This is a genomic window from Anabaena sp. WFMT (genome assembly GCF_051781005.1).
Taxonomy (GTDB): domain Bacteria; phylum Cyanobacteriota; class Cyanobacteriia; order Cyanobacteriales; family Nostocaceae; genus Anabaena.
Window position 1 is genome coordinate 164,789 of the sequence record NZ_JBPWOA010000032.1, and the last position, 26,265, is coordinate 191,053.

The 26,265-nt window shown below is 39.9% G+C and carries 24 protein-coding genes, 1 other RNA gene and 2 pseudogenes; 16 read left to right on the forward strand and 11 right to left on the reverse strand.

Going from position 1 to position 26,265, the window contains the following annotated elements; translation table 11 throughout:
* Window positions 1–429: a type II toxin-antitoxin system HicB family antitoxin gene (locus ACSQ6I_RS20910; protein WP_438892214.1), complete on the reverse strand. Its 429-nt coding sequence runs from the start codon at window positions 427–429 to the stop codon at window positions 1–3.
* A gap of 602 nt (window positions 430–1,031) precedes the next feature.
* Between ACSQ6I_RS20910 and ACSQ6I_RS20915 the strand changes: the two genes are divergently transcribed.
* The 4 genes from ACSQ6I_RS20915 (at window position 1,032) to ACSQ6I_RS20930 (ending at window position 6,324) form a co-directional block, all read left to right on the forward strand.
* Window positions 1,032–4,424, forward strand: a complete 3,393-nt coding sequence (locus ACSQ6I_RS20915) for a phycobilisome rod-core linker polypeptide (protein ID WP_438892215.1) — start codon at window positions 1,032–1,034, stop codon at window positions 4,422–4,424.
* Window positions 4,425–4,872: 448 nt separating this feature from the next.
* Window positions 4,873–5,358: an allophycocyanin subunit alpha gene (apcA, locus tag ACSQ6I_RS20920; RefSeq protein ID WP_323310832.1), complete on the forward strand. Its 486-nt coding sequence runs from the start codon at window positions 4,873–4,875 to the stop codon at window positions 5,356–5,358.
* A gap of 62 nt (window positions 5,359–5,420) precedes the next feature.
* The gene (apcB, locus tag ACSQ6I_RS20925; protein ID WP_015213876.1) at window positions 5,421–5,906 is read left to right on the forward strand and encodes an allophycocyanin subunit beta; all 486 of its coding nucleotides are present in this window, start codon (window positions 5,421–5,423) and stop codon (window positions 5,904–5,906) included.
* Between the two features lie 211 nt (window positions 5,907–6,117).
* On the forward strand, window positions 6,118–6,324 hold the full coding sequence (locus ACSQ6I_RS20930; RefSeq protein ID WP_015213875.1) for a phycobilisome linker polypeptide: 207 nt from the start codon (window positions 6,118–6,120) through the stop codon (window positions 6,322–6,324).
* A 75-nt stretch (window positions 6,325–6,399) separates the two neighbouring features.
* Here the strand turns inward: ACSQ6I_RS20930 and ACSQ6I_RS20935 are convergent, their stop codons facing one another.
* The 3 genes from ACSQ6I_RS20935 to ACSQ6I_RS20945 are packed head-to-tail and all read right to left on the reverse strand — an operon-like array spanning window position 6,400 to window position 8,459.
* Window positions 6,400–6,621: a type II toxin-antitoxin system HicB family antitoxin gene (locus tag ACSQ6I_RS20935; RefSeq protein ID WP_438892216.1), complete on the reverse strand. Its 222-nt coding sequence runs from the start codon at window positions 6,619–6,621 to the stop codon at window positions 6,400–6,402.
* A gap of 5 nt (window positions 6,622–6,626) precedes the next feature.
* Window positions 6,627–6,842 carry a type II toxin-antitoxin system HicA family toxin gene (locus ACSQ6I_RS20940; protein WP_438892217.1) on the reverse strand — a complete coding sequence of 72 codons (216 nt, stop codon included), beginning with the start codon at window positions 6,840–6,842 and terminating at the stop codon, window positions 6,627–6,629.
* A gap of 9 nt (window positions 6,843–6,851) precedes the next feature.
* Window positions 6,852–8,459 carry a hypothetical protein gene (locus ACSQ6I_RS20945; RefSeq protein WP_438892218.1) on the reverse strand — a complete coding sequence of 536 codons (1,608 nt, stop codon included), beginning with the start codon at window positions 8,457–8,459 and terminating at the stop codon, window positions 6,852–6,854.
* A gap of 184 nt (window positions 8,460–8,643) precedes the next feature.
* Between ACSQ6I_RS20945 and ACSQ6I_RS20950 the strand changes: the two genes are divergently transcribed.
* The 5 genes from ACSQ6I_RS20950 to recA all read left to right on the forward strand — a co-directional run bounded on the left by ACSQ6I_RS20950 (window position 8,644) and on the right by recA (window position 13,301).
* The gene (locus ACSQ6I_RS20950; protein ID WP_438892219.1) at window positions 8,644–8,946 is read left to right on the forward strand and encodes a DUF433 domain-containing protein; all 303 of its coding nucleotides are present in this window, start codon (window positions 8,644–8,646) and stop codon (window positions 8,944–8,946) included.
* Complete coding sequence (locus tag ACSQ6I_RS20955) at window positions 8,939–9,304, forward strand: DUF5615 family PIN-like protein (protein ID WP_438892220.1); 366 nt, start codon at window positions 8,939–8,941, stop codon at window positions 9,302–9,304. The genes ACSQ6I_RS20950 and ACSQ6I_RS20955 overlap by 8 nt, the downstream gene beginning before the upstream one ends.
* A gap of 285 nt (window positions 9,305–9,589) precedes the next feature.
* Window positions 9,590–10,762, forward strand: a complete 1,173-nt coding sequence (gene moeB, locus ACSQ6I_RS20960) for a molybdopterin-synthase adenylyltransferase MoeB (RefSeq protein WP_438892221.1) — start codon at window positions 9,590–9,592, stop codon at window positions 10,760–10,762.
* A gap of 100 nt (window positions 10,763–10,862) precedes the next feature.
* Window positions 10,863–12,032: an MFS transporter gene (locus ACSQ6I_RS20965; protein WP_438892222.1), complete on the forward strand. Its 1,170-nt coding sequence runs from the start codon at window positions 10,863–10,865 to the stop codon at window positions 12,030–12,032.
* A 174-nt stretch (window positions 12,033–12,206) separates the two neighbouring features.
* Window positions 12,207–13,301 carry a recombinase RecA gene (gene recA / locus ACSQ6I_RS20970; protein WP_015213869.1) on the forward strand — a complete coding sequence of 365 codons (1,095 nt, stop codon included), beginning with the start codon at window positions 12,207–12,209 and terminating at the stop codon, window positions 13,299–13,301.
* A 96-nt stretch (window positions 13,302–13,397) separates the two neighbouring features.
* On the opposite strand, the gene ACSQ6I_RS20975 is transcribed toward recA, so the two are convergent.
* Complete coding sequence (locus ACSQ6I_RS20975) at window positions 13,398–13,925, reverse strand: hypothetical protein (RefSeq protein WP_438892223.1); 528 nt, start codon at window positions 13,923–13,925, stop codon at window positions 13,398–13,400.
* Window positions 13,926–14,573: 648 nt separating this feature from the next.
* On the opposite strand from ACSQ6I_RS20975, the gene ssrA reads away from it, so the two are divergent.
* Window positions 14,574–14,964, forward strand: a transfer-messenger RNA (tmRNA) gene (gene ssrA / locus ACSQ6I_RS20980).
* Window positions 14,965–15,150: 186 nt separating this feature from the next.
* Here the strand turns inward: ssrA and ACSQ6I_RS20985 are convergent.
* Window positions 15,151–15,696 carry an NADPH-dependent FMN reductase gene (locus ACSQ6I_RS20985; RefSeq protein WP_438892224.1) on the reverse strand — a complete coding sequence of 182 codons (546 nt, stop codon included), beginning with the start codon at window positions 15,694–15,696 and terminating at the stop codon, window positions 15,151–15,153.
* 475 nt (window positions 15,697–16,171) lie between these two features.
* Window positions 16,172–17,181 (reverse strand): annotated as a pseudogene (locus ACSQ6I_RS20990) (IS110 family transposase).
* A 757-nt stretch (window positions 17,182–17,938) separates the two neighbouring features.
* On the opposite strand from ACSQ6I_RS20990, the gene ftsH reads away from it, so the two are divergent.
* Both ftsH and ACSQ6I_RS21000 read left to right on the forward strand, forming a co-directional pair.
* The gene (gene ftsH / locus ACSQ6I_RS20995) at window positions 17,939–19,834 is read left to right on the forward strand and encodes an ATP-dependent zinc metalloprotease FtsH (protein ID WP_438892328.1); all 1,896 of its coding nucleotides are present in this window, start codon (window positions 17,939–17,941) and stop codon (window positions 19,832–19,834) included.
* A gap of 144 nt (window positions 19,835–19,978) precedes the next feature.
* Window positions 19,979–20,362 (forward strand): hypothetical protein, encoded by a 384-nt coding sequence (locus ACSQ6I_RS21000; RefSeq protein ID WP_438892225.1) that lies wholly within the window; start codon window positions 19,979–19,981, stop codon window positions 20,360–20,362.
* Window positions 20,363–20,429: 67 nt separating this feature from the next.
* On the opposite strand, the pseudogene ACSQ6I_RS21005 reads toward ACSQ6I_RS21000, so the two are convergent.
* Window positions 20,430–21,530, reverse strand: a pseudogene (locus tag ACSQ6I_RS21005) (nickel-dependent hydrogenase large subunit); the annotation flags it as partial.
* 115 nt (window positions 21,531–21,645) lie between these two features.
* Between ACSQ6I_RS21005 and ACSQ6I_RS21010 the strand changes: the two are divergent.
* The 4 genes from ACSQ6I_RS21010 to ACSQ6I_RS21025 all read left to right on the forward strand — a co-directional run bounded on the left by ACSQ6I_RS21010 (window position 21,646) and on the right by ACSQ6I_RS21025 (window position 25,313).
* Entirely contained in the window at window positions 21,646–23,106 is a 1,461-nt protein-coding gene (locus tag ACSQ6I_RS21010; RefSeq protein ID WP_438892226.1) for a site-specific integrase, read from the forward strand.
* A gap of 419 nt (window positions 23,107–23,525) precedes the next feature.
* A complete protein-coding gene (locus tag ACSQ6I_RS21015) occupies window positions 23,526–24,203 on the forward strand; it encodes a hypothetical protein (protein ID WP_438892227.1) in 678 nt (225 codons plus the stop codon).
* A gap of 433 nt (window positions 24,204–24,636) precedes the next feature.
* Window positions 24,637–24,969, forward strand: coding sequence for a DUF5674 family protein (locus tag ACSQ6I_RS21020; RefSeq protein WP_438892329.1), 333 nt, complete (start codon window positions 24,637–24,639; stop codon window positions 24,967–24,969).
* Window positions 24,966–25,313: a hypothetical protein gene (locus ACSQ6I_RS21025; protein ID WP_438892228.1), complete on the forward strand. Its 348-nt coding sequence runs from the start codon at window positions 24,966–24,968 to the stop codon at window positions 25,311–25,313. Before ACSQ6I_RS21020 ends, ACSQ6I_RS21025 begins: the two co-directional genes overlap by 4 nt.
* 20 nt (window positions 25,314–25,333) lie before the next feature.
* Here the strand turns inward: ACSQ6I_RS21025 and ACSQ6I_RS21030 are convergent, their stop codons facing one another.
* The 3 genes from ACSQ6I_RS21030 to ACSQ6I_RS21040 are packed head-to-tail and all read right to left on the reverse strand — an operon-like array spanning window position 25,334 to window position 26,145.
* Window positions 25,334–25,552 (reverse strand): hypothetical protein, encoded by a 219-nt coding sequence (locus tag ACSQ6I_RS21030; RefSeq protein WP_438892229.1) that lies wholly within the window; start codon window positions 25,550–25,552, stop codon window positions 25,334–25,336.
* A gap of 33 nt (window positions 25,553–25,585) precedes the next feature.
* A complete protein-coding gene (locus ACSQ6I_RS21035) occupies window positions 25,586–25,918 on the reverse strand; it encodes a DUF5615 family PIN-like protein (protein ID WP_438892230.1) in 333 nt (110 codons plus the stop codon).
* A complete protein-coding gene (locus ACSQ6I_RS21040; RefSeq protein ID WP_015198408.1) occupies window positions 25,915–26,145 on the reverse strand; it encodes a DUF433 domain-containing protein in 231 nt (76 codons plus the stop codon). The genes ACSQ6I_RS21035 and ACSQ6I_RS21040 overlap by 4 nt, the downstream gene beginning before the upstream one ends.
* Between the last annotated feature and the right edge of the window lie 120 nt (window positions 26,146–26,265).

Genomic DNA, 26,265 nt, shown 5'->3' on the forward strand with positions numbered 1-26,265 from the left:
TCATTCTCTGATCTCATTGTCATGTTTAGGATTACCATATAAATAGTGATCATGTTGACTTGACCAATCACTTTGTGCTTCAATAGTTCCTGTTAATGCCTCTAGCACATCCCAAGCATTACCTTCATCTTCTATATATTCTAGTGCTTCAGTAAAAAGAGGATTATCCTTGTGCATTTCTGCAAATTTAATCAAAGGATGTTCTATTTTCGGTGCTTCAATTTCTAAAGTTACTATTTCTGGTTTTCGGGCTTGAAAAAGTTGAATTAGATTATTTAATGCTTCTTCTTTAGTCGCACCTAAACCTTGACATTCTGGTAAGCTTAACAATGTAGCTTTAACTGTGCCATCTTCTTGATTTTCAATCAACACATCATAAGTTAACTTGGGTGCAATTGTGGAAAGAGCATTTTTAATAGCTAAAATCATGATATTTTTACTCTTACTTAAGTCCAGATTAATTATAACATTAATCACAAACTAGACAATCAATAATTGGATACAACTATAAAAGCAATCGCACTCTCATACTTTGCATAGCTTGGTCTTTTTTCTAAATTGAATTAATTGTATTTAATTCTATTCTAAATAAAATATAGATTCCTTCTATAAAGAAGTTGGAAAGCTGAGTATTAAATCGTATTTGCACGGATTTTTCTCTTACAATCAGAATTAATTCTGATATATACTCGCTTATAAAACAATCCAAATATTAAAAAATATTAAATACTAATACTTTTGTCACAAAATATGCACGCAATTATGTGGAGTCCTGATACAAAAATTCAACATTACACAGATCGTCCAGAGTATGTACTTATTCCTACAGGCAGATTTAGATTACAGATTCGACATACTTCTTAATAAAGCAACAGCGTAAACGCAAAACGTTCTAATCTAAAAATTGACTGGGTTAATTTACTGGCAGTTTTGTAGGCATCACTCTCAAAGCATAAACACGCAAGAGCGTCAAGCCTCAAAGCAACCCAGACTTAACACATAGACTTATTGATAGGAGTTTTAGAAATCCAATGAGTGTTAAGGCAAGTGGTGGAAGCTCCGTTGCGCGTCCGCAACTATATCAAACCTTACCAGTAGCTACCATTTCCCAAGCGGAACAACAAGACCGCTTTTTGGGAAAAGGGGAACTAAGTGAACTGGGAAGTTATTTTGCATCTGGTGCAAAGCGTTTAGAAATTGCTCAGATTCTCACAGAAAATTCTGAGATTATTGTATCTCGTGCTGCTAACCGGATTTTTGTCGGTGGCTCGCCAATGGCTTTTTTAGAAAAGCCCCAAGAGCGAGAAATGGCAATGGCTGGTGGTGGTAGTAATGTCCAAGAGGGCATGATGCTGGGAACTGTCACCTACGTTGAAAGTCGTGGTGGGTTTCTAGAAAACTTGCGCTCAATTTTTAACACATCTGCTGGGGGACCTGTACCAGCAGGCTTTAGACCAATCAACGTTGCTCGTTACGGCCCTAGCAACATGGGCAAGAGCTTACGGGATTTATCCTGGTTCTTGCGTTATGCTACCTATGCGATCGTCGCTGGCGACCCCAATATCATCTCTGTCAATACCAGAGGATTGCGGGAAATTATTGAAAATGCCTGTTCTGGTGAAGCAACCATAGTCGCTTTGCAGGAAATTAAAGCAGGTTCCCTGTCTTACTTCCGCAAAGATCCTGTAGCGACAGAGATTGTGACTCAGTACATGGATGTGTTGCTGACAGAATTCCAAGCACCCACACCTTCAACAAAAGTCCGTCAACGTCCTTCAAGCGACCAACAAGGTTTACAACTGCCGCAAATTTATTTTAATGCAGCAGAACGTCGTCCCAAGTACGCGATGAAGCCTGGTTTGTCTTCTAGTGAAAAGACAGAAGTGATCAAAGCAGCATACCGACAAATTTTTGAGCGCGATATTACCCGTGCTTATAGCTTGTCGATATCTGATTTGGAATCTAAGGTCAAAAATGGCGATATCTCTATGAAGGAGTTTGTTCGTCGTTTAGCCAAATCTCCCCTTTACCAAAAACAGTTTTATCAGCCTTTTATTAACAGCCGGGTGATTGAATTGGCTTTCCGTCACATTTTAGGACGGGGTCCAAGCAGCCGGGAAGAAGTACAAAAATACTTTTCAATTGTTTCCAAAGGCGGTCTACCAGCTTTAGTAAATGCTTTGGTAGACTCTGATGAATACAGCGATTACTTTGGTGAAGAAACAGTTCCCTACATCCGGGGTCTGGGTCAAGAAGCCCAAGAATGTCGTAACTGGGGTCCACAGCAAGACCTGTTTAACTACAGTGCGCCTTTCCGTAAAGTACCTCAATTCATTACTACCTTTGCTGCTTACGAACAGCCGTTACCTGACCAACATCCCTACGGTTCTGGTAATGACCCCTTGGAAATTCAGTTTGGGGCGATTTTCCCGAAAGAAACTCGCAACCCCAGCAGCAGTCCTGCGCCTTTTGCTAAGGATACCCGCCGGATTTTGATTCACCAAGGGCCTGGTATTAATAACCAACTTAGCAATCCTAAAGCACGGGGTGTCGCTCCTAGTACTTTGGGCGCTAAGGTGTTCAAATTAGACCAACTTCCTGGAACTATTGGCAAAAAAGCTGCTAAGGGTGCAAGTGTTAAGTTCTCAGAAAGTTCTACCCAAGCGGTAATTAAAGCTACTTATCTACAAGTTTTCGGTCGTGATGTTTACGAAGGTCAACGCCTAAAACTTGCAGAAATTAAGCTGGAGAATGGTGACATTACTGTCCGCGAGTTTGTGCGGATGTTGGCTAAGTCGGATTTATTCCGCAAGATGTACTGGACTTCGCTTTATGTTTGTAAAGCGGTTGAGTACATTCACCGCCGCTTGCTGGGTCGTCCTACCTACGGTCGTCAAGAAAACAACAAGTATTTTGACATCTGCGCCAAGAAGGGTTTCTATGCCTTGGTAGATGCCATTATTGATACCGTCGAATATAGTGAAGCTTTCGGTGAAGATACAGTTCCTTACGAACGCTATCTAACTCCTGCGGGTGTGTCTTTGCGTCAATTGCGCGTGGGTACAATTCGTGAGGATTTAGCGAATGTTGAGAAGGAAGTAACACCACGCTTTGTGGAATTGGGTGAAGTCACAGAAATGCGGACTGAGCCAGATATTGAGTTCCGCATTAACCAAGGTGTTAGTAAGCAACGTGAGCAAACGAAGGTCTTCAAGCTGACAGCGGTTAAGAATGACAAGGTTGCTGCTGAAACTGTGATTAGCGGTGCTTACCGTCAGATTTTTGAGCGTGATATTGCGCCTTACATTTCTAAGAACGAATTTACGGTTTTAGAAAGTAAGTTGGTGAACGGTGAAATTACCGTTAAGGAATTTATTCAAGGTTTGGGTTATTCTAACCTGTATCTGAAGGAGTTCTACACACCTTACCCCAACACGAAAGTAATTGAGTTGGGTACTAAGCATTTCTTGGGTCGCGCCCCTATTGATCAGGCAGAAATCCGTAAATATAACCAGATTTTAGCTACTCAAGGTATTCGTGCCTTTATTGGCGAGATGGTGGATAGTGCGGAGTATCGGCAGGTGTTTGGTGAGGATACTGTTCCTTATCGTCGTTTCCCAACCTTACCAGCGGCTAACTTCCCCAATACGGAGAAGCTTTACAACCAGCTAACCAAGCAAAATGATGATTTGGTTGTACCTAGCTTTGAAACTGTGAAGCCTCGGATTAAGACTGAGAATACGCCAATGTTAGCGAATGCGATCGCAGATTTGGCGGCTCAAGCTAAACAAATGGACAAGAGTAAGCCCTTGTTTATTGAGTTGGGTCGTTCATTCAATGACGGTCGTGGTCAGTCTGTAGAAGTTGGTGTGGGTACAAGTCGCCGCAAACCAGCCCGCATTTATCGTGCTACCACTGGTACAAATTCCCCAGAAACCAATCAGGTCATTAATGCTATCTACTGCCAGGTCATGGATGTATTTAGCGGTCAAGTTCCTGATTATTTCCGTCGCAGTGAATTAGATAGCAAACTGCGTAACGGTGAAATTACCGTGCGTGAATTTGTTCTCGAACTAGCTAGTTCAGAAATCTATCGCAAGCGGTTCTACACACCTTATCCCAACACCAAGGTGATTGAATTCCTATTCCGTCACCTATTGGGTCGCGCACCAGCTACACAAGGCGAAATCCGTCAGTACAACAAGTTGCTGGCTGATAGTGGCTTGAGAGCGGCTGTAGAAGCAATTGTGAATAGCCCTGAGTATGCTCGGTACTTTGGTGAAGATGTTGTACCTTACAACCGCTACCCATCTTTACCAGCAGGTAACTACCTGGGTAGTGTACAGGCAGAAACTGACTTGGTGAAACAATCCTGGTCTAGTATGTCTCCTGCTGTTTTAACAGGCCGTCCTAGTAACAGGTAGGTAATTGGTAATAGGTGATGGGTAATAGGTAATGGGAAAAATTTAATTTCCACCTCTTGCCCTTTGCTTATTGCCTTTTACCTATTTTCAGATCCTCCGAAAATGAGCAAATCTGAAAATTAATATTACAAAGTGTTAAGAGCAGTAATAAATGCTCAACATAATGCCGGACAATGTTTTCCGGAAGGTAACTTAGTTTTCCACCTTATTTAATTGCATTCAGTCAATCTGACTAGCAATATGCTTAAGATGCAAAGCTATTATCGACCAACTGAAGTCATACCTGCTTTTAAGACACACAGTAAATACTCGCTAGAGGTGGAACCTGCCTAAAAGGTAGGTCAAGTCATCGGACTCCCCATCAAGCAAGAATATCTGTCTCTTTAGAGCCTGGAACTGCCAACAGTTTAATAAATTTTGGTTTCATTAGTTTTGGAGGAATCCATTAATGAGTATCGTCACGAAGTCCATCGTGAATGCTGATGCAGAAGCTCGCTACCTCAGCCCCGGTGAATTAGATCGCATCAAGAGCTTTGTTGCTGGTGGTGCAAGCCGTCTTCGCATCGCTCAAGTATTGACCGAAAACCGCGAACGCATCGTTAAGCAAGCTGGCGACCAACTGTTCCAAAAACGTCCTGATGTTGTTTCCCCCGGTGGTAACGCTTACGGTCAAGAAATGACAGCTACTTGCCTGCGTGACCTTGACTACTACTTGCGTCTTGTTACCTACGGAATCGTTTCTGGTGATGTTACCCCCATCGAAGAAATCGGTATCGTTGGTGTACGTGAAATGTACAAATCTTTGGGTACTCCCATTGATGCTGTTGCTGGTGGCGTTGCCGCTATGAAGAACGTTGCTGCTACTTTGTTGTCTGCTGAAGACTCTAGTGAAGCTGGTTCTTACTTCGACTACGTTGTTGGTGCAATGCAGTAGGTTGAAGCTGTTTACCTGCTGAAACTGAAATATTGCAATTTAGAAATAAGGAAATAACAACAATGCAAGACGCAATTACCTCTGTAATTAATTCTTCTGACGTTCAAGGTAAATACCTTGACACCGCTGCTCTAGAAAAGCTAAAAGGCTACTTCGCTACTGGTGAACTGCGCGTTCGTGCAGCTACAACCATCAGCGCTAATGCTGCTGCGATCGTAAAAGAAGCTGTAGCTAAGTCCTTGTTGTACTCTGATATCACCCGTCCCGGTGGTAATATGTACACCACCCGTCGTTACGCAGCTTGTATCCGTGACTTGGATTACTACTTGCGTTACTCTACCTACGCTATGTTAGCTGGCGATCCTTCCATTTTGGATGAGCGCGTATTGAATGGTTTGAAAGAAACCTACAATTCCTTGGGTGTACCCGTAGGCGCTACCGTTCAAGCTATCCAAGCAATGAAGGAAGTAACCGCTAGTTTGGTTGGTCCTGACGCTGGTAAAGAAATGGGCGTTTACTTCGACTATATCTCCTCTGGCTTGAGCTAGGAGTTAGGTTTGCACTTAATAATTTAGGTGCGGCTTTATTAAGGTCTGGAAATCAATTGTGAGTGCTAGAAAGTTCTATTGCTTATTAATTGTGAGTATTAACTGTCTGGTATTGACGTTTGATTTCCAGCCTTGGAAAGAATAATTAAGATTTGCACTCCAAATTTTGAGATAAAAAGTTTCTGCAAACGATACAGGAGATTTGAAAAATATGGCTCGTTTATTTAAAATTACCGCTTGTGTTCCTAGCCTAACTCGTACTCGCACCCAACGCGAATTACAAAACACATACTTCACTAAGCTAGTTCCTTATGAAAATTGGTTCCGTGAACAACAACGGATTCAAAAAATGGGTGGCACAATTGTTAAGGTAGAATTGGCAACTGGTAAGCAAGGTACTAATGCTGGTTTATCTTAATTCTTATAAATCAGAAATTATTTTAGTAGATTTCTAAGGGGTCAGTTATGACCTTTTTTTTTGTGAATTTGATATTTAAGAGGCAATTTGCATTGTGTTTGGTTCAGGTATAGATTCACCTTCTGCTTGCCAAGCTTCTAAGTACATTTCAATTACTTCTTCACCATTATGAATTGCTTCTTGACGAGTTTTACCGTGAGTACAAGGCATGATGACAAGATGGCTAAATTCTGGAATTGTGACTAAGAAAAGCTGATCCTCGTCTGACCATTGAACAATCATACTGTATTGACTCATAAATTCTAATCCTCCTTTAATTCTTCTAGTTCAGCTAATAACTTTGCTAATTGCTTTTCTAGGTAAAGTGGAACATCATCCCCATCTTTACCAGGAATAGTGAGTGTTTTTCTAATCAAAGGATGTCTCCATCTCTCATGACTCCCTTTCCCTCGTTTTGGTAGATACACAAACCCTTCTCGTGCAATCTCAGCTTTTAACTCCCGAATTTTTCTGGGCATTGATTTTTTCTACATTTCTATTTGAATAAATGCTAATTCTTCATTTTGTAACTCTTCTACTAATTCATTCAAACTCAGATCAATTGATTCTTTGCTAATCACTGTGTCATCAGTGCTTATGAACTGCCGTCCGACAAGAAATCTCTCACCAATCAAACTAGGTTTCTCCCCCAGTATAGATAAAGAGCCAACCACGGCTAAACAACAACCAATAATATAATTTCCAATACAGACTGTTACAAAAAAAATACTTGCTGCCTTAGCACCCTGCTGATACCCTTCTGGTTCAATTGGAAAGGAAAGAGTTACTGCTTTAGCTTTTCCATGCAGTGCTTGATAAAGTAATTGGAAATGAGTATATTCACTAGAAAAACTTTTGATCAATTCTTCAATATTGATCAGCACTTTATCTTCTGGAATATCCATTTTTCTGCATATTTCTATAACTATTTCTGCAAGCTCATTAACTATACTCCAGCTAGATAATTGTCCATTAAAAATTCTTATGTCAAATAACGATTGAGGCAAGTCTTTTGAACTGAGACTCACAATTTGGGGTGAAGTTGAAATTTCAGATTCTATTTCGACTATAAGAGGATTAGATGACTTTTCAAGTAGCGTTAGAAATTGAAGAAAGGTTTTTACTTCTTTAAGAGAAGTACCTTCTGCACTAGGATAAGCTGAAAATTTTATTCCTGTAGCTGATTCAATAATAACTTCAAAAAACCTAGATTCTACTCTAACCTTTCTGCGTTCTTTTGGAATAAATTCACAAAAGGGAGTCATATACAATTTCGCAGAAAAAGATATTCCCGGAGAGAATTTATACTCTTTAAATTTCAATTTTGCTTCTATTGATTTAGTCTGAAGGGATAAAATTGCTTCATCGCTCTCTACATAGGCATCTTTCCACAAAATGCCAAATCTTTTTTGGAAAAGGGTAAGGTTATATATATTAATTTCTTTGCGACTTCCTAAAGACAAATCTAAAATATCTCTAATAGGATCATCACTAGTTATAGTGCAAGTAAACTCATATCCACCATCTTCAAATCCTAAAGTGTTTAATAGCTGATTTTTATTCTCAATATACTTTTCCATACCTTCTGGAATATGTTTCTCAATTGCACTTTTCAAACTCTGTCCAGTTACATCTGCCAAACGATCAGCATCTCTATAACTTATATAGAGTTTGTCCTTATTTAGCTTTAGCTTATCTCCCTTCCCTTCATTGTCTATCTCTCTAATTCTCTTTAAAGTTTTCTCGATTATCTCCTTTCCGACATGAACTAAATAGATAGCTTGCGGTTCAGATTTTCCATCAAATTCAATAAAGCAATAAAAGGCTGGCATTTTTGCCTTAATAAGTCTATGTAAATTAGATAGAGTGATTGATTCTCCCTTCCTTTGCTTATCCGTTGATTTCACTTGAATTTTGCACTCTAATGGTGCTGGAAGCATATCTTGAGGAGAAAGATTATCCTGCTTCCACGGAAACTCTACAAAGAAATCCCATCCTGTTTCATCCATTTGAGATTTCTGAATTGTTAATCCAACCTGAAGACACAATCCTTCAAATTGATTTTCTCCGAATTTTCCTAACTTTCTATCCTGCATATTTATTGTGAGTTTGCTAAAAAAACAGCGTAACACTAATACATATAAAGTACATTGTAGCTAGTTAGTTTTAATAATAGCAAATTGCCAAAAATTTAGGTATTAGCTGAAATATCTACTGTTAGCTATACCTGCGCTTATGATAGACTGAAGTAAAATAAATAAGCAAGTAATTCTCTCAACTATGACAACTGCTACTAACATTGGTACGCTAGTAACCTGTTCTCCAGATGTGAATAATGGTCATCCCGTGATTACAGGGACTAAAACTTCTGTAAGTCGGGTGGTTGTTCTTTACAAACAAGGAGGAAATGCTGAAGAAATTGCTCGTCGGATAAGTCACCTTAACCTTGCCCAAGTGTATGCGGCTTTAGCTTACTACCACGCTAATCGTGATCAGATTGAGACTGAATTGGCTGAAGCAGAGTCTGAATTCTGGAGTTTGGCAACTTTACACAGCCAGAAAGATAAAAATACAGATGAATAAGATCCGGCTATATATTGATGAGGATTCTATGGATGAAGACTTTTTTCAAGCTTTGCGTTACCGTAATGTAGATGTATTAACGGTTGCAGATGTGGGAATGCTGTACAAATCTGATCCAGAACAGCTAACTTGGGCTAAAGAAAACAACCGAGTTATATTTAGTTTTAATGCCAAAGACTTTTACCAGATTCATACTAATTTGCTGGAACAAGGTTTATCTCATGCAGGAATTATTTTAGCACCACAACAAAGATATGGAATTGGTGAATTAATGCGCGGGGTTTTGCGATTGATTAATACCAAATCAGCAAAAGATATGCATGGACAGGTAGAGTTTTTAAGCAACTGGGTTGATTAATTCAACCCGTTTTTATAATTTTGTCTCATAGTTATTTTTAATAATAACAAATTGCTAAAACTGTTACTATACAGTATCTATTGTGAGCGATCGCTTACATATCTCAATATACTTGGTCAAAATACTCATATATAATAGTTACATCCAAAATATTAACATCGGTAAATTTATCTTGCTAAAGTCTTGACAACAATCACCTATTCCCAATAAATTTAACAACCTAACTTAACAACGACTATCTTTTTTCGTTAGTATTAATACTCCGCGCTGACTCATCTAACTGCTATGCTCAATCCCAATCTGGATGAAATCCAGTTGACTAAAGACGACTATGAACGCTACTCTCGCCACTTAATTTTGCCAGAAGTGGGGGTAGAGGGGCAAAAACGCCTCAAAGCGGCTAGTGTATTATGTATCGGTACGGGTGGATTAGGTTCACCACTGCTGTTATATCTGGCCGCAGCAGGTATTGGCCGCATTGGTATTGTTGATTTCGATATTGTTGATACTTCTAACCTACAACGCCAAGTAATTCACGGCACATCGTGGGTGGGTAAACCCAAAATCGAATCAGCAAAAAACCGTATTCATGAAATCAACCCCCATTGTCAAGTTGATTTATATGAGACTCGCTTGAGTTCAGAAAATGCCCTCGATATCATTAAGCCTTACGATATCGTAGTGGATGGAACTGATAACTTCCCCACCCGGTATTTAGTTAACGATGCTTGCGTATTGTTGGATAAACCCAACGTTTACGGTTCGATTTTCCGCTTTGAAGGACAAGCAACCGTATTTAATTACGAAGGTGGCCCCAACTATCGTGACTTGTATCCAGAACCACCACCACCAGGAATGGTTCCCTCCTGTGCAGAAGGTGGTGTGTTGGGAATTTTACCGGGAATGATTGGTATTATTCAAGCTACGGAAACCGTCAAAATTATTCTTGGTAACGGTAACACTCTTAGTGGGAGATTGGTGCTTTACAATGCCTTGGATATGAAATTCCGGGAATTGAAACTGCGTCCTAACCCCATTCGTCCAGTAATTGAAAAGTTAATAGACTACGAACAATTCTGTGGTATTCCCCAAGCGCAAGCAGAAGAAGCGAAACAGCAGATGGAAATGCAAGAAATGACTGTTCAGGAATTGAAGGCGTTACTAGATAGCGGTGCGAAAGATTTTGTCCTGCTGGATGTCCGTAACCCTCATGAGTATGAAATTGCCAAAATTCCCGGTTCGGTTTTGATACCCTTACCAGATATTGAAAACGGTGAAGGTGTGGCTAAGGTGAAAGAAATTCTTAACGGACACCGCTTAATTGCTCACTGTAAAATGGGCGGACGTTCGGCAAAAGCCCTGGGTATTCTGAAAGAAGCAGGTATTGCAGGAACGAATGTTAAAGGTGGTATTAATGCTTGGAGTCAAGAAATAGATTCTTCGGTTCCCCAGTATTAAATAAAAGGGAACAGGGAACAGGGAACAGGGAACAGGGAACAGGGAACAGGGAAAGATAAAATACTGTCACCTGTCACCTCTTCTCCCCTATATCAAAATTATGAATACCTCGAAATCTCCACCAAGTGTCTTATGGGTACAAGTTTGGGCTTTAGCAGGCTTGCAGGGAGCTATTACTTTAGCTTGGTTGGTATATAATGCCTATTTACCTAAACTTTTGATTCAGTTTGGGTTTCCCGCGTCTCTCGCAGTTGGGATATTAGTTGTAGAAAATGCCTTGGCTGTGGTGATGGAACCACTGATGGGGGGACTCTCAGATCAAGCTAAACTCAAAATAGGAAGTCGTTTTCCTTTTATTGCTGTTGGTGTGATTTTAGCTTCAGCTTTGTTTATTGCCATACCATGTATTGTGACTTTTGTGCCACCATCTGAGGTGATACGCGGTATTTTACCTTTGGCTTTGATAGCTTGGGCTTTAGCAATGACGGTTTTTCGTTCTCCTGCTATTTCTTTGTTGGGAAGATATGCAGTTCCATCTGAGTTACCTTTAGCTGTCAGTTTTGTAACTCTATCGGGGGGAATAGTTGGGGCTTTTAGGGGAATTGCGAATGACTTTATTCTCAGTCTAAGCCCGATTTTTGCTTTTACGATCGCATCTTTTGTTCTCCTAGCTGCGGCGTTTGCGTTACGCTTTTTCAACCCTCCAGAAATTCCAGTAACTCAACAAAACGCTGAAATATCAATCATCCCGCTGCAAAAATTAGGCTTAATTCTGGGAACCGGTTTTAGTGTGGCGTGGGGTTCTCGCTTACTTATGGATGCTTTAGGCAAAGTTCTCAAAGCCCAATTCAACACTAATGATATTAGTTTATTCATGTTGTGGATTGGATTAGCGATCGCACTTGTGGCTTTACCTGCGGGATTCTTTGCTACTAAAATTGGCAATATTCAAGCAATGCTCTATGGTATCGTGGCGACTGTTGTAGCAATGCTAGGATTAGTATATATGGGCGCACAGATTCCCATTATATTTCTTATAGTATCTGGATTTAGTTTAATTGTCAATGGCGCAATTCCTTTTATTTTAGAGCTAGTGCCACAGCGTTGGGCTGGGTTAGGAATTGGTATATATTTTGGTGGGTTCTCTTTGGCGATGAGTATATTTGGGTTTATATTTGCCCCAGGGATTACGCCTGTAGTAGCTGCAATTACTGGTGCATTGGCATTCGTAGTAGCTGGCGCGTGTATCTTTTTAACGCAGAAAGAATAACGTTTTTTCTCAATTTTGGAGTGCCAAGACCTAATCGGATAGCGATCGCGTTAGGATGTTCTCAGCCTTTTGGCATTAAAAGTACTATTCCCACATTTTTCGGTTAAGATAGTATATCTGTTCTACTTAAACTCCCACCGCAAGAATTCTTAAATTCTATATTTAGAGGCTCTAATGGCAACCAACACCAATACCAACACCGATACTTCTGGCAAGCAAAAAGCGCTGACGATGGTACTCAACCAAATTGAGCGCAGCTTTGGCAAAGGGGCAATCATGCGCCTGGGTGATGCTACCCGGATGCGTGTGGAGACTATTTCCACCGGGGCGCTGACTTTGGATTTAGCCTTAGGTGGTGGTTTACCCAAAGGACGGGTAATTGAGATTTATGGGCCGGAAAGTTCTGGTAAAACTACAGTAGCACTCCATGCGATCGCAGAAGTGCAGAAAGAAGGCGGTATCGCTGCCTTTGTTGATGCCGAACACGCCCTAGACCCCACCTACGCCGCCGCATTAGGCGTAGATATTAATAATTTACTCGTTTCCCAACCTGACACAGGTGAAGCCGGTTTAGAAATTGTTGATCAACTTGTGCGTTCAGCCGCAGTTGATATTGTCGTTATTGACTCCGTAGCCGCATTAGTCCCCCGTGCCGAAATAGAAGGCGATATGGGCGATATCCACGTTGGGTTACAAGCTCGTTTAATGAGCCAAGCTTTACGAAAAATTACCGGAAATATTGGTAAATCAGGTTGCACAGTCATTTTTATCAACCAGTTACGGCAAAAAATTGGTGTTACTTACGGTAGCCCAGAAACTACAACTGGCGGTAACGCCCTGAAATTTTATGCCTCGGTACGTTTAGATATTCGCCGTATTCAAACCTTGAAAAAAGGTACAGATGAATTTGGTAATCGCGTTAAAGTTAAAGTTGCTAAAAACAAAGTAGCACCACCTTTTAGAATCGCCGAATTTGACATTATTTTTGGCAAGGGAGTTTCTACATTAGGTTGCTTAGTTGACTTAGCAGAAGAAACTGGCATTTTATTACGCAAAGGTGCTTGGTACAGCTACAATGGCGACAACATTTCTCAAGGTCGAGACAACGCTATCAAGTATCTAGAAGAAAAGCAGGAATTTGCTGAGAAAATTAAAGAACTGGTGCTAGAAAAACTAGATAAAGGGGCTATAGTTTCTGCTAATTCTGCTGTTTCTAAATTACATGGAGATGAAGAAGAGGAAGAAGAAGAAATCGAATTAGAAGAATAAAAACCTGAAAATTAAAAGAAGTCTGAAATACAGGAAAATTCAGGAGTCATGCAATATTCTGTAAATTCTACTATTCAGACTTCTTTAATTTTTTGGCTAAAACTCTACTGTTTCAAACTCAAAAGCGGCAATAAGATGCTCATCAACATAAACCTCTATTTTATGTTTACCAAGAGGATCTCCAGGAGCTATTTTCCAAAAATTCTCAATTACACCATTGCTAGAAGTTTGTGTACGTTTTGTGATAGCTGTTGTTCCATCTGCGGAGATAGAAAAATTATCATCTTCTTGTGTAGCCCATGTTTCTGGGGCTTTGGGTAAACGCAAAACTTCACGCCATTTTACCTTACCCCGGTAATTTTTAAGTTTAATCTGCCAACCATAGGCATCACCTTGTTTTAGTGGTACTTTAGTGGTAGGAAAAAAATTAACCTTACCCTTAGCATCAACTATTCTGACCCCAAACTCAGATTTATTGATAGTAATTTTTTGACTATTAATTAACTGAGAAGTTTCTAGGGGCGCTTCTGCTAAAACGCTATTAATTTTTTGTAAATTTGTAGCAAAGAAGCCAAATATCAACCAAAAAGAAGTTAGTAAAAGTCTCACAGCAGAAATTTTCATACGCATCTTTTGTCAAAGATTAGTTAGTACTTAATTCCATCACTTTTAGCTCTATTCCGGGTTGAGATTTAAAAATCATCAACGCTACCCTTACCAGTTTCTATACTATAGAGGATTTGATTAATTAAAATAGCAACAATAGAAAAGATGAAATCTTGAATCTACAATTTAGGTTAATACAGCGGATTGCAGATCAATGAGGCTTCGCCGTGATCGTCAGCGGCTCGAGTGAGCCTTCCCTGCGGGACGCTACGCGAACGCCGAACTCCGATAGCTTGCGTGGCGTAGCCATACGGTACAGAATCTAAATTCAAAGCCAGACACCAAGCCAGTTTTACTCCTGACTCCTTGCCCTGAGCGTTCACGTAGTGTGTCGAAGACAAGCCGAACCACTGACTCCTGAATTCTGCTGTATCGTAAAATTTAAGGCTAAATCTTCTGTAATCTCAGATTTTAGCAATTACTTAAGTATAAATGTATTACTTTAAAAGTCGGAAGCACCGTACAAGCTTCACAGAACAATGAGCAATACCCAAAGTCAGCCATGCGATCGCAATCAGCTATAAAATTATAAAATATTTATCTCTACCTTTAATTTATTTCGTCAACTTGCAAAATTGCGTACTATAATAGAAGTGTGAAGCACATGGGGCTTTAACGGTTTCGACAGGTTGGCGAAAGCTTCTCTGTGATTCAGGTCGAGAGCGAGTCACCTCTCGGAAATCAAAGACTCGAAAAAAAAGTAAATGCGAACAATATCGTAAAATTTGCTCGTCGGGAAGCTCTAGTAGCAGCCTAAAACACCTCTTACAGGTTCGAGCGTCTCCAGTTTGACTCCGTTAAGGACTAGAGACCTAACCCCAACGGATGCTTCAGTAAGCGTTCTCTGGTTGGCTTGCTGACTAAGATTAAATCAGAGCATCCTACGTTCGGGATAATGAACGATTCCCGCCTTGAGGGTCAGAAAGGCTAAACCTGTGAATGAGCGGTGGGTTAATACCCAATTTGGACATGGGTTCGACTCCCATAAGCTCCATTTTAAGAAAAGAACAAGTCCACCTGACACTTCTATGTGTAGGTGGATTTTGTTTTTCCAGGTTGATTTATGCCAATTCTGTGTAAAGTTGCGCCAGATAAATACTGTAGAGACATTCCATAGAACATCTCTACAAGGATTCTAAAAAATGCATATTTAAATTCGGTTGATGTCTAATCGCTCCCGTTTTTAATTAACTCCCCGCAATTTACGAGTGTTATCAACCAAACTTTGAGCAAATTGATCAAATCGTTGAGATAATTTTTCATCCAGTAGTTTACCCTCTGGACTAAACACACCCCAGGCTTGGCCAATAGCTATCTGCTCAATAATTGATTGACAGTGAACCCAGCGGAGGATGATTCTGAGGTCGTTTAAAGCGTTGCTATTTACTTGTCCACCCAAGATACTAATCAAACCAGCTACCTTACCAGATAGCTGATCAAAACTCATTAAATCCAAAGTATTTTTAATAACGCCACTAACACTGCCATGATATTCTGGTGTTGCCAAGATTAAACCATCAGCATTAAAAACGGTATCGCGTAACTTCTGCACGTCTGGGTAATCTGGATACTCTTTCGCACCAGTGCAAAAAGGTAAGTGCATTTGCTTTAAATCAAGAATTTCTACTTCTGCACCTAAAGCTGCTACTCGTTGTGCTGCTACTTGTAAGCCTAACTGGGTATAAGATCCGGGTCTTAAACTACCACCAATACCAACAATTTTTACCATAGTTCACCCACTAAAACCAGAATTATTAAAAGTCGGAGTCATTACGACTATGCTTATAGTAGCGATTGATTGCGTAATATGTCAAATTTTAATTGCCGGAAAAAATTTATTAGTAAGTGTCACACTAAATATCTTTTGTAGCGACTGTCTTGAATGTCAAGCGATGCCTGCGGCGGGCGTAGCCATCGCTCTTGTTGACGCAACTGGGGAACGCTCTGCTAGATTGGGAGGTGGTAGGACGGACATAAAGATTTTGGGTTGATAGTCTAGATAGTCGCAGCCCGCCCTACCACTTCACTGCGTCGCCCAATCTTCCCCAGTTGCTAGATCACTCGTGGGGGTAAAAGTTGAATATTCACATCAAGGTTGAGGAAAAATTAATTTTTGTAAGCACAAATAGGAACTCTGACTCATAGAGTAAAAAAGCCGACATAGTTTGTAATGACAAAAAATGAATTTCAGAAATGAAAAAGTTTTAAGCTGGTTGCAAATTATCTTTAGCACCCCAAGGAAGATGATCCCGAAGCATCGCATTTAAAATGACTAACATTTTATGAACGCAAGCAGTAAGTGCTAATTTTTTGGGTTTACCACGTTCAACAAGACGCTGATAAAAAGCCTTAATTACAGGATTAAAACGCATGGCAACAACAGCACCCATATAAAGAATAGCACGAACATGAGCGCGACCACCATTAATCATTCGCTTACCTTTATGTTGACCCTACGGGTTCAGCAGTTGCTTTCCGACGCAAGGCGACAGGAACGCACTGCTTCACCACTATCATGATTAATTGGTGCCACACCAACTAAACGAGAAATTTGTTTAGCGGTTAATTGACCTAATTCTGGTAAGTCAGACACCAGAGTGGTAGAAATAACTTGACCAATACCAGGAGTAGTTTTGAGTAAATTGACTTTATCAATCCATTCTTGATTATTTTGGGTCAATTCTTCAATCTCTTGATTAATTTGTTGAAGACGTTTATCCAAATAATCAATATGTGCCTCAATATCTGCTAAAGTTTTACCACGAGAGCGGTCACGGCGATTTTTTTCAGCAGTAGACATCTCAACTAATTGTCTTCTCCTACTAATTAATTCACCCAATTGACGTGCTGTTTCACTTTCAATTGGTAACATAAGTGGTTTCATTGCTTCACCAAAATGTGCCAAAGTCTGTGCGTCAATTGCATCAGTTTTTGCTAACTTACCTGTAGCTTTAGCAAAATCTCTTCCTTGACGCGGATTGATTAATGTTACTGGTAACAGTGCAGACTGCAATTGAATTATTAATTCAGTTTCTAGTCCTCCTGTTGCTTCCAATACGATGAGGTTTACATCATATATTTTAAGTTGCTCAACTAAATTAGATATTTCTATTTCAGTATTAGCAACTTGAAATGCTTTACCTATTGGACGTATGTAAACATCAAGTGTGGCTTTACTTACGTCAATGCCTATCCACTGAGAGATGTTTTCCATTTTTAACTCTCAACTTTTAACTAATTTCTTTTACTCTTTTTCATCCCCTTGATTTCACTCATCCTTGCATGATTCGGGCTATTTTATCTATGTTTTGATTCACAGTATTTACCCCAGGCGACTGTTCGAGTTCTGTCATGGAGATTGTTGTAGTGACCCATGCTACAAAGCGGTCTTTTCTGACCAAGGGTGCGACGGTCTACTACTTCTTCTAATATACAAGGGTGCGTCAGACTCCAAAATTCGTTAACAATCAACAGATTTTCGGCATCAGACACACCCTAGAAAGCAAGCCAGTTGCGTAAGTCCTGTTTATGTTAATCCCTTAGGACTTACGCACTCAGCCAAGTTGAGAACGGTAGAATAGGTGTTTCAACTTCTGGAGAGATTCTTCGCTGCGCTCAGAATGACAGTTTTCCGTTTCAGTGCGTGAGTCCTGTCCCTAGGACAGGCTGGGGGAAATCATTAATATCCCTATATTTTAGATAAAAACCTATAATTGGAACTGATGTCATGACACGGGGTAGATCCAATAGTCGTGTTTTGCGGGGAAGGAAAAAACCTTTGACCTTTACCCAAACCAAGTTGAAAGTTTGCAGTATTGACATAACATTCAGTGGTAAAAACCTGGGAATGTTTTTGTCTGGAAGTTAAACTAGATAATAAAACCGTAATTTCCAGTTATTGCAATTTCTGCTAGAAGAATAGGCATAAAACTAGATATCAGCTTATGCCAAAAAATAAAAGGGTAAATATTATGACAAATTTTGGGAAAAAGACATTGAGGAAACAGCGACCGACAAAGCGCAATATTTGGACTGGGGCTTTAGCAGCTACTATGATTATGATGCCAGGAATTTTGGGGATAAATCCCGTTTTGGCACAAAAAGCAGAGCGTAATTCCTTAACTTATGGAGAATTGCTCCAAAAAACCGAGCAAGGGCAAGTTAGGAAAGTAGAACTGGATGAAACTGAGCAAATAGCTAGAGTTTATCTGGCAGATCAAAAACCAGATGCACCACCGATACCAGTGCGACTTTTAGATCAAAACTCTGAGTTAATTAATAGACTCAAAGAAAAAAACGTTGATTTTGGTGAGGTTTCCTCTGCTAATAGTAGGGCTGCTGTAGGGTTGTTGATCAATCTGATGTGGATTTTACCACTGGTGGCTTTAATGCTGTTATTCCTGCGTCGTTCTTCTAATGCTTCTAACCAAGCGATGAATTTTGGTAAATCCCGCGCTCGTTTCCAAATGGAAGCGAAAACTGGGGTGAAATTTGATGAAGTGGCTGGTGTGGAAGAAGCGAAAGAAGAACTGCAAGAAGTTGTGACTTTCCTTAAACAGCCAGAAAGATTTACTGCTGTTGGCGCTCGGATTCCCAAGGGTGTACTGTTAATTGGCCCTCCTGGTACTGGTAAAACTTTACTAGCAAAAGCGATCGCAGGTGAAGCGGGTGTACCATTCTTCTCAATCTCTGGTTCTGAGTTTGTAGAGATGTTTGTGGGTGTGGGTGCTTCCCGTGTCCGCGATTTGTTCAAGAAAGCTAAAGACAATGCTCCTTGTATCATCTTTATTGATGAAATCGACGCTGTAGGCCGTCAACGGGGTGCAGGTATTGGTGGTGGTAATGATGAGAGAGAACAAACTCTCAACCAGCTATTAACCGAAATGGATGGTTTTGAAGGTAATACTGGCATCATTATTATTGCTGCTACCAACCGTCCTGATGTATTGGATTCTGCGTTATTGCGTCCCGGTCGTTTTGATAGACAAATAACTGTTGATGCGCCCGACATTAAAGGACGTTTGGAAATATTGCAAGTCCACTCTAAGAACAAGAAATTAGATCCTAGTGTATCCTTAGATGCGATCGCTCGTCGCACACCTGGATTCACCGGCGCAGATTTAGCCAATCTCCTCAACGAAGCCGCAATTCTCACCGCCAGAAGACGCAAAGAAACCATTACTATCTCAGAAATAGATGATGCAGTAGATCGAGTTGTCGCGGGAATGGAAGGTGCAGCTTTAGTAGATAGCAAAAACAAGCGTTTAATTGCTTACCATGAAGTTGGACACGCCTTAGTAGGTACTTTAATCAAAGACCATGACCCAGTACAAAAAGTTACTCTCATCCCCAGAGGACAAGCCTTAGGTTTAACTTGGTTTACACCCAATGAAGAACAAGGTTTAATTTCCCGCTCTCAAATCCTAGCGCGGATTATAGCTGCTTTAGGCGGTCGGGCTGCGGAGGAAATTGTTTTTGGTAAAGCTGAAGTGACAACAGGTGCAGGAAATGACTTACAACAAGTCACAAGTATGGCACGACAAATGGTAACACGGTTTGGGATGTCTGATTTAGGTCCATTGTCCTTGGAAAGTCCAAATCAGGAAGTATTTTTGGGACGTGACTGGGGCAATAAATCAGAATATTCTGAGGAAATTGCCGCTAAGATTGATACTCAAGTCCGGGAAATCGTTAATAGTGGCTATATTAAGGCGAAAGAACTGTTACAAGAAAACCGCCCAGTGTTAGAGCGTTTAGTTGATTTATTAGCGGAACAGGAAACAATTGATGGGGATTTATTTCGCCAGATTGTAGAAGAAAATACACAGATTCAGGTGAAAGATCAAAAATTAGCTGTATCTCGTTAGGTAATTATTAAAGGTCAATAGTTTATGAATGTATAGACTATTGACTTCTTTTACAAAGATAGCCTAGAGATAGAAAATTTCCCAATAGGTCGATTTAGCAGCGAATTAAAGCTAAAATGAGACATTGCAGAAATAAGCCGCGCCATGTTTGATATATTGCCTTTCCGGTTTGAGTTGGATAAAATTGCGATCGCAGGAGCTTGTTTATGGTCTTTGGCTCTATATCTGGCTTTGGCATCAACGAGGGAATGGGTGATTGAGCAATTAAACAGGTGGTTTAACTTTGCCGAGCGATCGCTGTATACTAGTCAAACAGAATTTGAAAAGACACGCAAAGCCAGAGAATCGCAAAATGCTTTTTACGCCTCACTGTTTAGCATTATGCCTTTTTTCATCTTTGGTGCTTTATGTAACTGGGGTCTAGAAATCAGTTTAGGCGATAGCTGGGGAATTAGCACTGGCATACTTGCCTGTATGGGTGCAGGTATTTATGAACTAGGACGCAGAGATGGGGAAAATACAGATTAGAGAATAACGAACCGCAAAGAACACAAAGAACACAAAGAAAATCTCTCTGCGTCTCTGCGTGCATAAATTAAGCCGTGCGAAAACGTGCCAATTCTTCACCAGTTTTCGCATCATGGGCGTGAACAGTACACACCAAACAGGAATCAAAAGAACGGGCTACGTGACCTACTTCTACAGGGTCTGTGGGGTCTTGAATAGGTGTTCCTACTAAGGCTTCTTCAATGGGGCCGCGTTGTCCTGCACCGTCACGGGGGCCGATATTCCAAGTACCGGGGGCAATAACTTGGTATTGTTTAATTTTGCCTTTTTCAATTTCTACCCAGTGACATAATGCACCTCTAGCTGCTTCCGTTGCACCCCAGCCTTTACCATCTTTTTCTTCAGGTTTGATATACCAGGGGTCGTTTAATTTGAACTCTCTTAAACAGCGTTCAGCTTGACGATATAACTTGACAAGTTCATGAACTCGTGCTAGTTGGCGGATATGAACACTTGCACCACCCATTTTCTTGAAGGTGTCGAGAATGAAGGGGTCGTAGTGTTGCCAAGATTCGCCATGTGTGCCACCTGCGACTAATTGACGGGCTAAGGGGCCGGCTTCTAAACGTCCTAAGTCTTGGTGAAGGACTGCACTAGACCAGGAATATGCACCTTCAAAGTCTTTATTATTGTTAGCAATAGGGTTTGTAGTGCGATCGCTCGGATGAATATCTTCCGTCCCCTCATCATACCAAGAGCGGGTTGTATTTTCACGGATAAAAGATTCATTAATCAAGGAATGAGTATCACTGAAACTATCGTAAACACCGTTTTTCATAATTACGGCGGCGTTACGTCCCTCAATTGTGGGTTTATTATATTTATCCTCATGGGGAATATAACCCCAAGTCACATATTTACCCACACCAGCACCAAATCGATCTAAACCGATATCCAAACCCATGCGCCAATATAAACCCAAGTCAGATTCTCGATGTTTAATATCTTGATTCAACCATTTAATAAAATCCTCATAAGATTGAATTTCTTCATATCTTTCTAAAGAACATCCTAGCCAAACAGGTTCTAACCAATTAGTGCGGAAATATTCCAGAATTGCCCAGGCGCGGGTAATATCCGTTAAAGTGGGGGCGCACATCACACCACCAGGCACCATATAACTGCTATGACAACAGGTGATATGCTGTAAATATTCCTGAGTAACTTATTTTTCAGGTAATTTTGCTCAGTGATAACATTTTATTTTCACTATTTCAGTTTATAAATAAGGGAATATTTAGGGAATGAGTCAGCAAAATCAGGGTAATTGCGAGGAGACATATTCCACATCTACACAGGAATATGCAAATGCAGACTCAAGCGACTGGTTTGCAGATATGTTTGCAGATTTTGAGCCGCAGAACACCACAGACGGCAGCTATAGGGGAACAATGGCGAAAATAAAAGCAACGGAATTACAGTATCAAGCAGTTTTTGAACAGAAGTTAGTCGAAGCCAATACTAATTTAAAAAGGGAGAGAATAAGAGTTAGTATTAAACAAACTGGAAATTCTCTCCAATTACGAGCTACCCTACCGTTAAAACCAGGTGATCAAAGTGTAGGTAAACAGAAAAAACAGTATGATTTATCTCTAGGGATACCCGCAAATTTAGAGGGATTAAAAACAGCCATTGAAGAAAGTTATGAGTTGGGTAAATTAATTGCTCGTCATACCTTCCAGTGGAATGAGAAATATTTAGGAATTAAATCGAGAGAGAAGCAAGAAATCAAAACAATTGGGGAATTATTAGATACATTTGAGGAGAAATATTATCAAACCCGTCAGAAAACTATAACTAGTCAAAATACTTTTCCTAATTATATATCTGTAATTAAAAGAAACTTTCCTCTCACCCATTTAGCCACAAAAGAAAATTTTGAGGAAATCATTAATTCAGTTCAGGGTAATAAAAAGAATGAATTAATTGCGGTAACTTCGGTTTTGATTAAAACCTTTAATTTAGGATTTCAACTCGATGTCAAACGAGATCATGTTACTCCTGCTTATCGAGAAATACCTGAAGATGAAAAAATCATATCTGCTTTTGAACTGTTTAAAAAATTCGCCCTCAACCGCAAAAATACAAACATTAGTGATGAAATAGACACCTGGGAAATGTGGCGTTGGGTATATGGAATGTTAGCGACTTATGGGTTAAGACCAAGGGAATTATTTGTACAACCAGATATTAATTGGTGGATGTCTGCCCAAAATATAGACCATACTTGGAAAGTGAATAAAAATACCAAAACTGGATATAGAGAAGTTATTCCTTTTGTACCTGAATGGATAGAATTATTTGATTTAAAAAATCCCAAACCATTAAAGATTTTAGAGAAAAAAGTTGCAAAAATCGCATCTGTACAAAATATTAATTGGATGCGAAGAGATATATCCAGATGGTTTAGAAAAGTGGGAATTGAGTTTCAACCTTATGATTTACGGCATGGTTGTGCAATTCGAGCGCATCTTCAGGGAATACCGATTAAAGCCGCAGCAGATAATTTAGGTCATACTGTTGATGAACATACAAAGACTTATCAAAGATGGTTTGGGATTGAAAATAGGAAAAAAGCCTTTGGTGAGGTAATTAGTCAAAGGTCGTTAATTGAGTTGCAGAAGAATGAGATTTTGACGCTAAGGATGGAGAATGAAAGGTTAAGGTTGGAAGTTGAAAAGTTGAAATTTTCGGAGAATGTCTAACAATCCAGAGGACTGCGAACAGCTTGACCACCACGGTTAAGGACGTGAGTATAAATCATGGTTGTTTTGATATCCTTGTATCCGAGTAGTTCCTGATGGTAAAAACATCTTGAAAATTCTGGATAACATCATGATTTGGATGTTACACGGAAAATTTATGGATATCAGCGATAAATATGCTGAAAAGCTTGTAATTATGTACAAAATAGGGTAGATATACTGAATAATTCCGTCTATTAAGTACCACGACAGAATTAATTACATATTGGTTATTTACCAATTCTTTGCCAGTTAAGGATTTCAGCCCAGATTTTTGTGTAATTAATTTTGTCCAATTACTTACCCGGAAAAGGATAATAGCCACAAAATTTATATAATTCCTCATGTAACAAAAATATACGAAAAGGGGTATTGCTTAAATGAGTAGTGAGTTAATCATTGTTGGATCGCAGCAGCCTATTCCATTGTGGGTTCCGGAAGCGGATATATTCTTAGACCAAGAGTCGATTGGAAAAATTTCTGTAAGAGACCATATATCGTTTAGTATCTTACCAGGAAAATATTTGCTCTATCTTAGTTCAAGGACTCTTGGAATCCGGCAAAGAACTAATAAAGTTCAATTTAAGATAGATGATGGTGAAAGTATTACTGTCCTCTACAGCATCAGTTTTTGGACAGGAGCAGGAGTGCTGAAAACACTAAGTCTTCAGAATCTCACAGAAAAAATGGAGGTATATATGTCAGACACTTTTAACAACGATTTTAGAAATGCAACTATTGCTAATCTTGCAAATAAAGTTGTAGATAATGCACGACAGCAAGCAAATCAAAATATTTATGCAGTTGAACAGAAGCAAACATTGATTGATGCTGCTGCTGAAATTCAGAAACTTCTTAGACAGTTGGAAGGATCTAATCCTGCTGCTACCGAAGTCGAGAAAATTATGTATGTTAACGATGAAACGACTCCTAGTTTTAAGCGTCGTGTTGCTGGTGCATTGCAATCTGGTGGAGAAACAGCTATCGAAGAGTTTTTAGATAATCCCTATATAAATGTTGGGAAAGCCATCATCAAAGGTTGGATAAAGCCAGAATAGAGAGAAATATGAGATGCTGCATAACAATTCGCTTTGGGTGGACTGGCAAAGCTAGTGCGATCGCCGATCTTGTAGCGACTGTCTTGATTGTCAAGTGCGATCGCTAATATTGGGGAAATGCGATCGCTCAAAATCCATTGTCTTGCGCTTCCTTAACTGCGATCGCTAATATTGGGGAAATGCGATCGCTGAAAATCCATTATCTTGTGTTTCTTTAACTGCGATTTTGAGTTAATGCGATCGCTAATATTGGGTTAGTGCGATCGCTCAAAATCCATTATCTTGTGCTTCCTTAACTGCGATTAACTGCGATCGCTATTAAGTAGAGAATCTTACCTTAGATTATCAAAGGATTGAAATAGCGTCACGTTAATATCGTTTAAGGTAATATGAGATAATGATTTAATAAATTTATTTGTATTTTACCCTTGAGATCATTCATATTTTACAAGAACTTGCAACACCTACCCAAATCAACGAGATGCTTCAAGCCAATCGTTTCTATATTAAAACAGCCGTAGATATATGCCATCAAATTTTGGCAGGTGGAGGTGAAATGCACTCCGACTGCGAAACTATTTTACTTGAAAATGGAAGTCAACAGCAGGACATTTGGGGTGCGAGTTGGAATCCTATTTCTCAAGAAATTTTCTATGAATCAATGGTAAATCTCCGTCCACGTCAAAATAGAGCAATGGAAATTTTAGATCCGACGATTCGTGAACAGGTGAAACAAATCATCCACAAGTTATTAGGAGGCGTATGAATAACTGGACTGTAGAACAAATTGCATTTCGATGTGAGCGCCTTTCTGTACGTCTGGAACGATTAGCACAGAACTTTCTGCAAATGGCATCTCTCAGTTTGGATGGGGTTAATGGGGAAGCGGTACTTGGGATTGTTAGAGAAAGTAAAGTATTTTTAGAACTGACAGCGATTGATTTAGATGTGGACAGTGCCTTTGAACTCGCTCAAATGCAACGTCAATTGTCTCGATGGCATATTCATTGGTGGTCAACTTGGGCAAGTGATTCTAGTCGTCTGGAAATTTCAACCTTGTCTCAAACCTGGGCAAATCAAATTAGGCAAATGGCAGGAGTTCTGGTTTAAATTCCCATCTCTTAACCGTACTAGGCATGAGTTGATGTTTCTTGGCGATCCTGAATCATCTGCATCAGGATGTTTGCAGCTGCCGTTGCGTCGTAGGGCGACCAAATCGGATACTCTGATGCAGAAAAGATAACTTGTAGTTCAGCGTCTGGGATTTGTGTGGCTAGGAGTTTGAAGAGTGATAATTTGTCTGATTGACTTAGATTATTGACCAGAGGAATTAACTCAGCAAGTGACATAGTTTAAACTTTCATTCCAATTTTTTAGTGCGATTATGATAGAGCAAGCAATGATGAATTTTCATCTTCATAAAATAATTTGATCGTGCTGAACTCCCGACGCAGTAAATTTTCAACTTGTAAGGTAGAACAGTTTCCAAGTCTAAGCCAGATGACTTTTGGAGGATTCCCAAACACTAAACTCAGATCGTGCATATCAGCATCTTTCGAGACGATCATCAAATCATTATCTTTTGCATAATTCCAAACTATCGGGTCTATTGTTGCTTTCATACCTACATCCCGAACATGAAGTGAGTCTGGAAAAAGATCGCTCAAACGGGTGGATAATTTAGGGGATAAGTTCTCATCAAACAGTAATTTCATGCTGATAAAGTCGAAATCATCAGCCGACGTTCACGGTCAGCAGCATAAGCAATACAAGCTTTTAAATCTTCTCGCGTCAGATCGGGAAAATCATCAAGAATTTCTGCTTCGGTCATCTCAGAAGCTAGGTATTCAAGCACCTCATAAACTGTAATTCGCAAGCCACGTACACAAGGCTTCCCACCGCGTTTATTGGGTTCGATTGTGATATAGTTTCTGTAATTCATTATGTGGTGAGTGCATTCTTAGCAACTTATCTAATCTTACTATGTATTTCTGCTAAAAACTCAATAACTTCACTGTTTAACATCTTTGAGAAAAGCGATAGCGCAAGCGCTGCTGCAAGC

Excerpts from the sequence above, each read along its gene's own strand:
- ACSQ6I_RS20910 (WP_438892214.1), bottom strand. The coding sequence starts at position 429 with ATGATTTTAGCTATTAAAAATGCTCTTTCCACAATTGCACCCAAGTTA.
- ACSQ6I_RS20915 (WP_438892215.1), top strand. The coding sequence starts at position 1,032 with ATGAGTGTTAAGGCAAGTGGTGGAAGCTCCGTTGCGCGTCCGCAACTA.
- apcA (WP_323310832.1), top strand. The coding sequence starts at position 4,873 with ATGAGTATCGTCACGAAGTCCATCGTGAATGCTGATGCAGAAGCTCGC.
- apcB (WP_015213876.1), top strand. The coding sequence starts at position 5,421 with ATGCAAGACGCAATTACCTCTGTAATTAATTCTTCTGACGTTCAAGGT.
- ACSQ6I_RS20930 (WP_015213875.1), top strand. The coding sequence starts at position 6,118 with ATGGCTCGTTTATTTAAAATTACCGCTTGTGTTCCTAGCCTAACTCGT.
- ACSQ6I_RS20935 (WP_438892216.1), bottom strand. The coding sequence starts at position 6,621 with ATGAGTCAATACAGTATGATTGTTCAATGGTCAGACGAGGATCAGCTT.
- ACSQ6I_RS20940 (WP_438892217.1), bottom strand. The coding sequence starts at position 6,842 with ATGCCCAGAAAAATTCGGGAGTTAAAAGCTGAGATTGCACGAGAAGGG.
- ACSQ6I_RS20945 (WP_438892218.1), bottom strand. The coding sequence starts at position 8,459 with ATGCAGGATAGAAAGTTAGGAAAATTCGGAGAAAATCAATTTGAAGGA.
- ACSQ6I_RS20950 (WP_438892219.1), top strand. The coding sequence starts at position 8,644 with ATGACAACTGCTACTAACATTGGTACGCTAGTAACCTGTTCTCCAGAT.
- ACSQ6I_RS20955 (WP_438892220.1), top strand. The coding sequence starts at position 8,939 with ATGAATAAGATCCGGCTATATATTGATGAGGATTCTATGGATGAAGAC.
- moeB (WP_438892221.1), top strand. The coding sequence starts at position 9,590 with ATGCTCAATCCCAATCTGGATGAAATCCAGTTGACTAAAGACGACTAT.
- ACSQ6I_RS20965 (WP_438892222.1), top strand. The coding sequence starts at position 10,863 with ATGAATACCTCGAAATCTCCACCAAGTGTCTTATGGGTACAAGTTTGG.
- recA (WP_015213869.1), top strand. The coding sequence starts at position 12,207 with ATGGCAACCAACACCAATACCAACACCGATACTTCTGGCAAGCAAAAA.
- ACSQ6I_RS20975 (WP_438892223.1), bottom strand. The coding sequence starts at position 13,925 with ATGAAAATTTCTGCTGTGAGACTTTTACTAACTTCTTTTTGGTTGATA.
- ACSQ6I_RS20985 (WP_438892224.1), bottom strand. The coding sequence starts at position 15,696 with ATGGTAAAAATTGTTGGTATTGGTGGTAGTTTAAGACCCGGATCTTAT.
- ftsH (WP_438892328.1), top strand. The coding sequence starts at position 17,939 with ATGACAAATTTTGGGAAAAAGACATTGAGGAAACAGCGACCGACAAAG.
- ACSQ6I_RS21000 (WP_438892225.1), top strand. The coding sequence starts at position 19,979 with ATGTTTGATATATTGCCTTTCCGGTTTGAGTTGGATAAAATTGCGATC.
- ACSQ6I_RS21010 (WP_438892226.1), top strand. The coding sequence starts at position 21,646 with ATGAGTCAGCAAAATCAGGGTAATTGCGAGGAGACATATTCCACATCT.
- ACSQ6I_RS21015 (WP_438892227.1), top strand. The coding sequence starts at position 23,526 with ATGAGTAGTGAGTTAATCATTGTTGGATCGCAGCAGCCTATTCCATTG.
- ACSQ6I_RS21025 (WP_438892228.1), top strand. The coding sequence starts at position 24,966 with ATGAATAACTGGACTGTAGAACAAATTGCATTTCGATGTGAGCGCCTT.
- ACSQ6I_RS21030 (WP_438892229.1), bottom strand. The coding sequence starts at position 25,552 with ATGTCACTTGCTGAGTTAATTCCTCTGGTCAATAATCTAAGTCAATCA.
- ACSQ6I_RS21035 (WP_438892230.1), bottom strand. The coding sequence starts at position 25,918 with ATGAAATTACTGTTTGATGAGAACTTATCCCCTAAATTATCCACCCGT.
- ACSQ6I_RS21040 (WP_015198408.1), bottom strand. The coding sequence starts at position 26,145 with ATGAATTACAGAAACTATATCACAATCGAACCCAATAAACGCGGTGGG.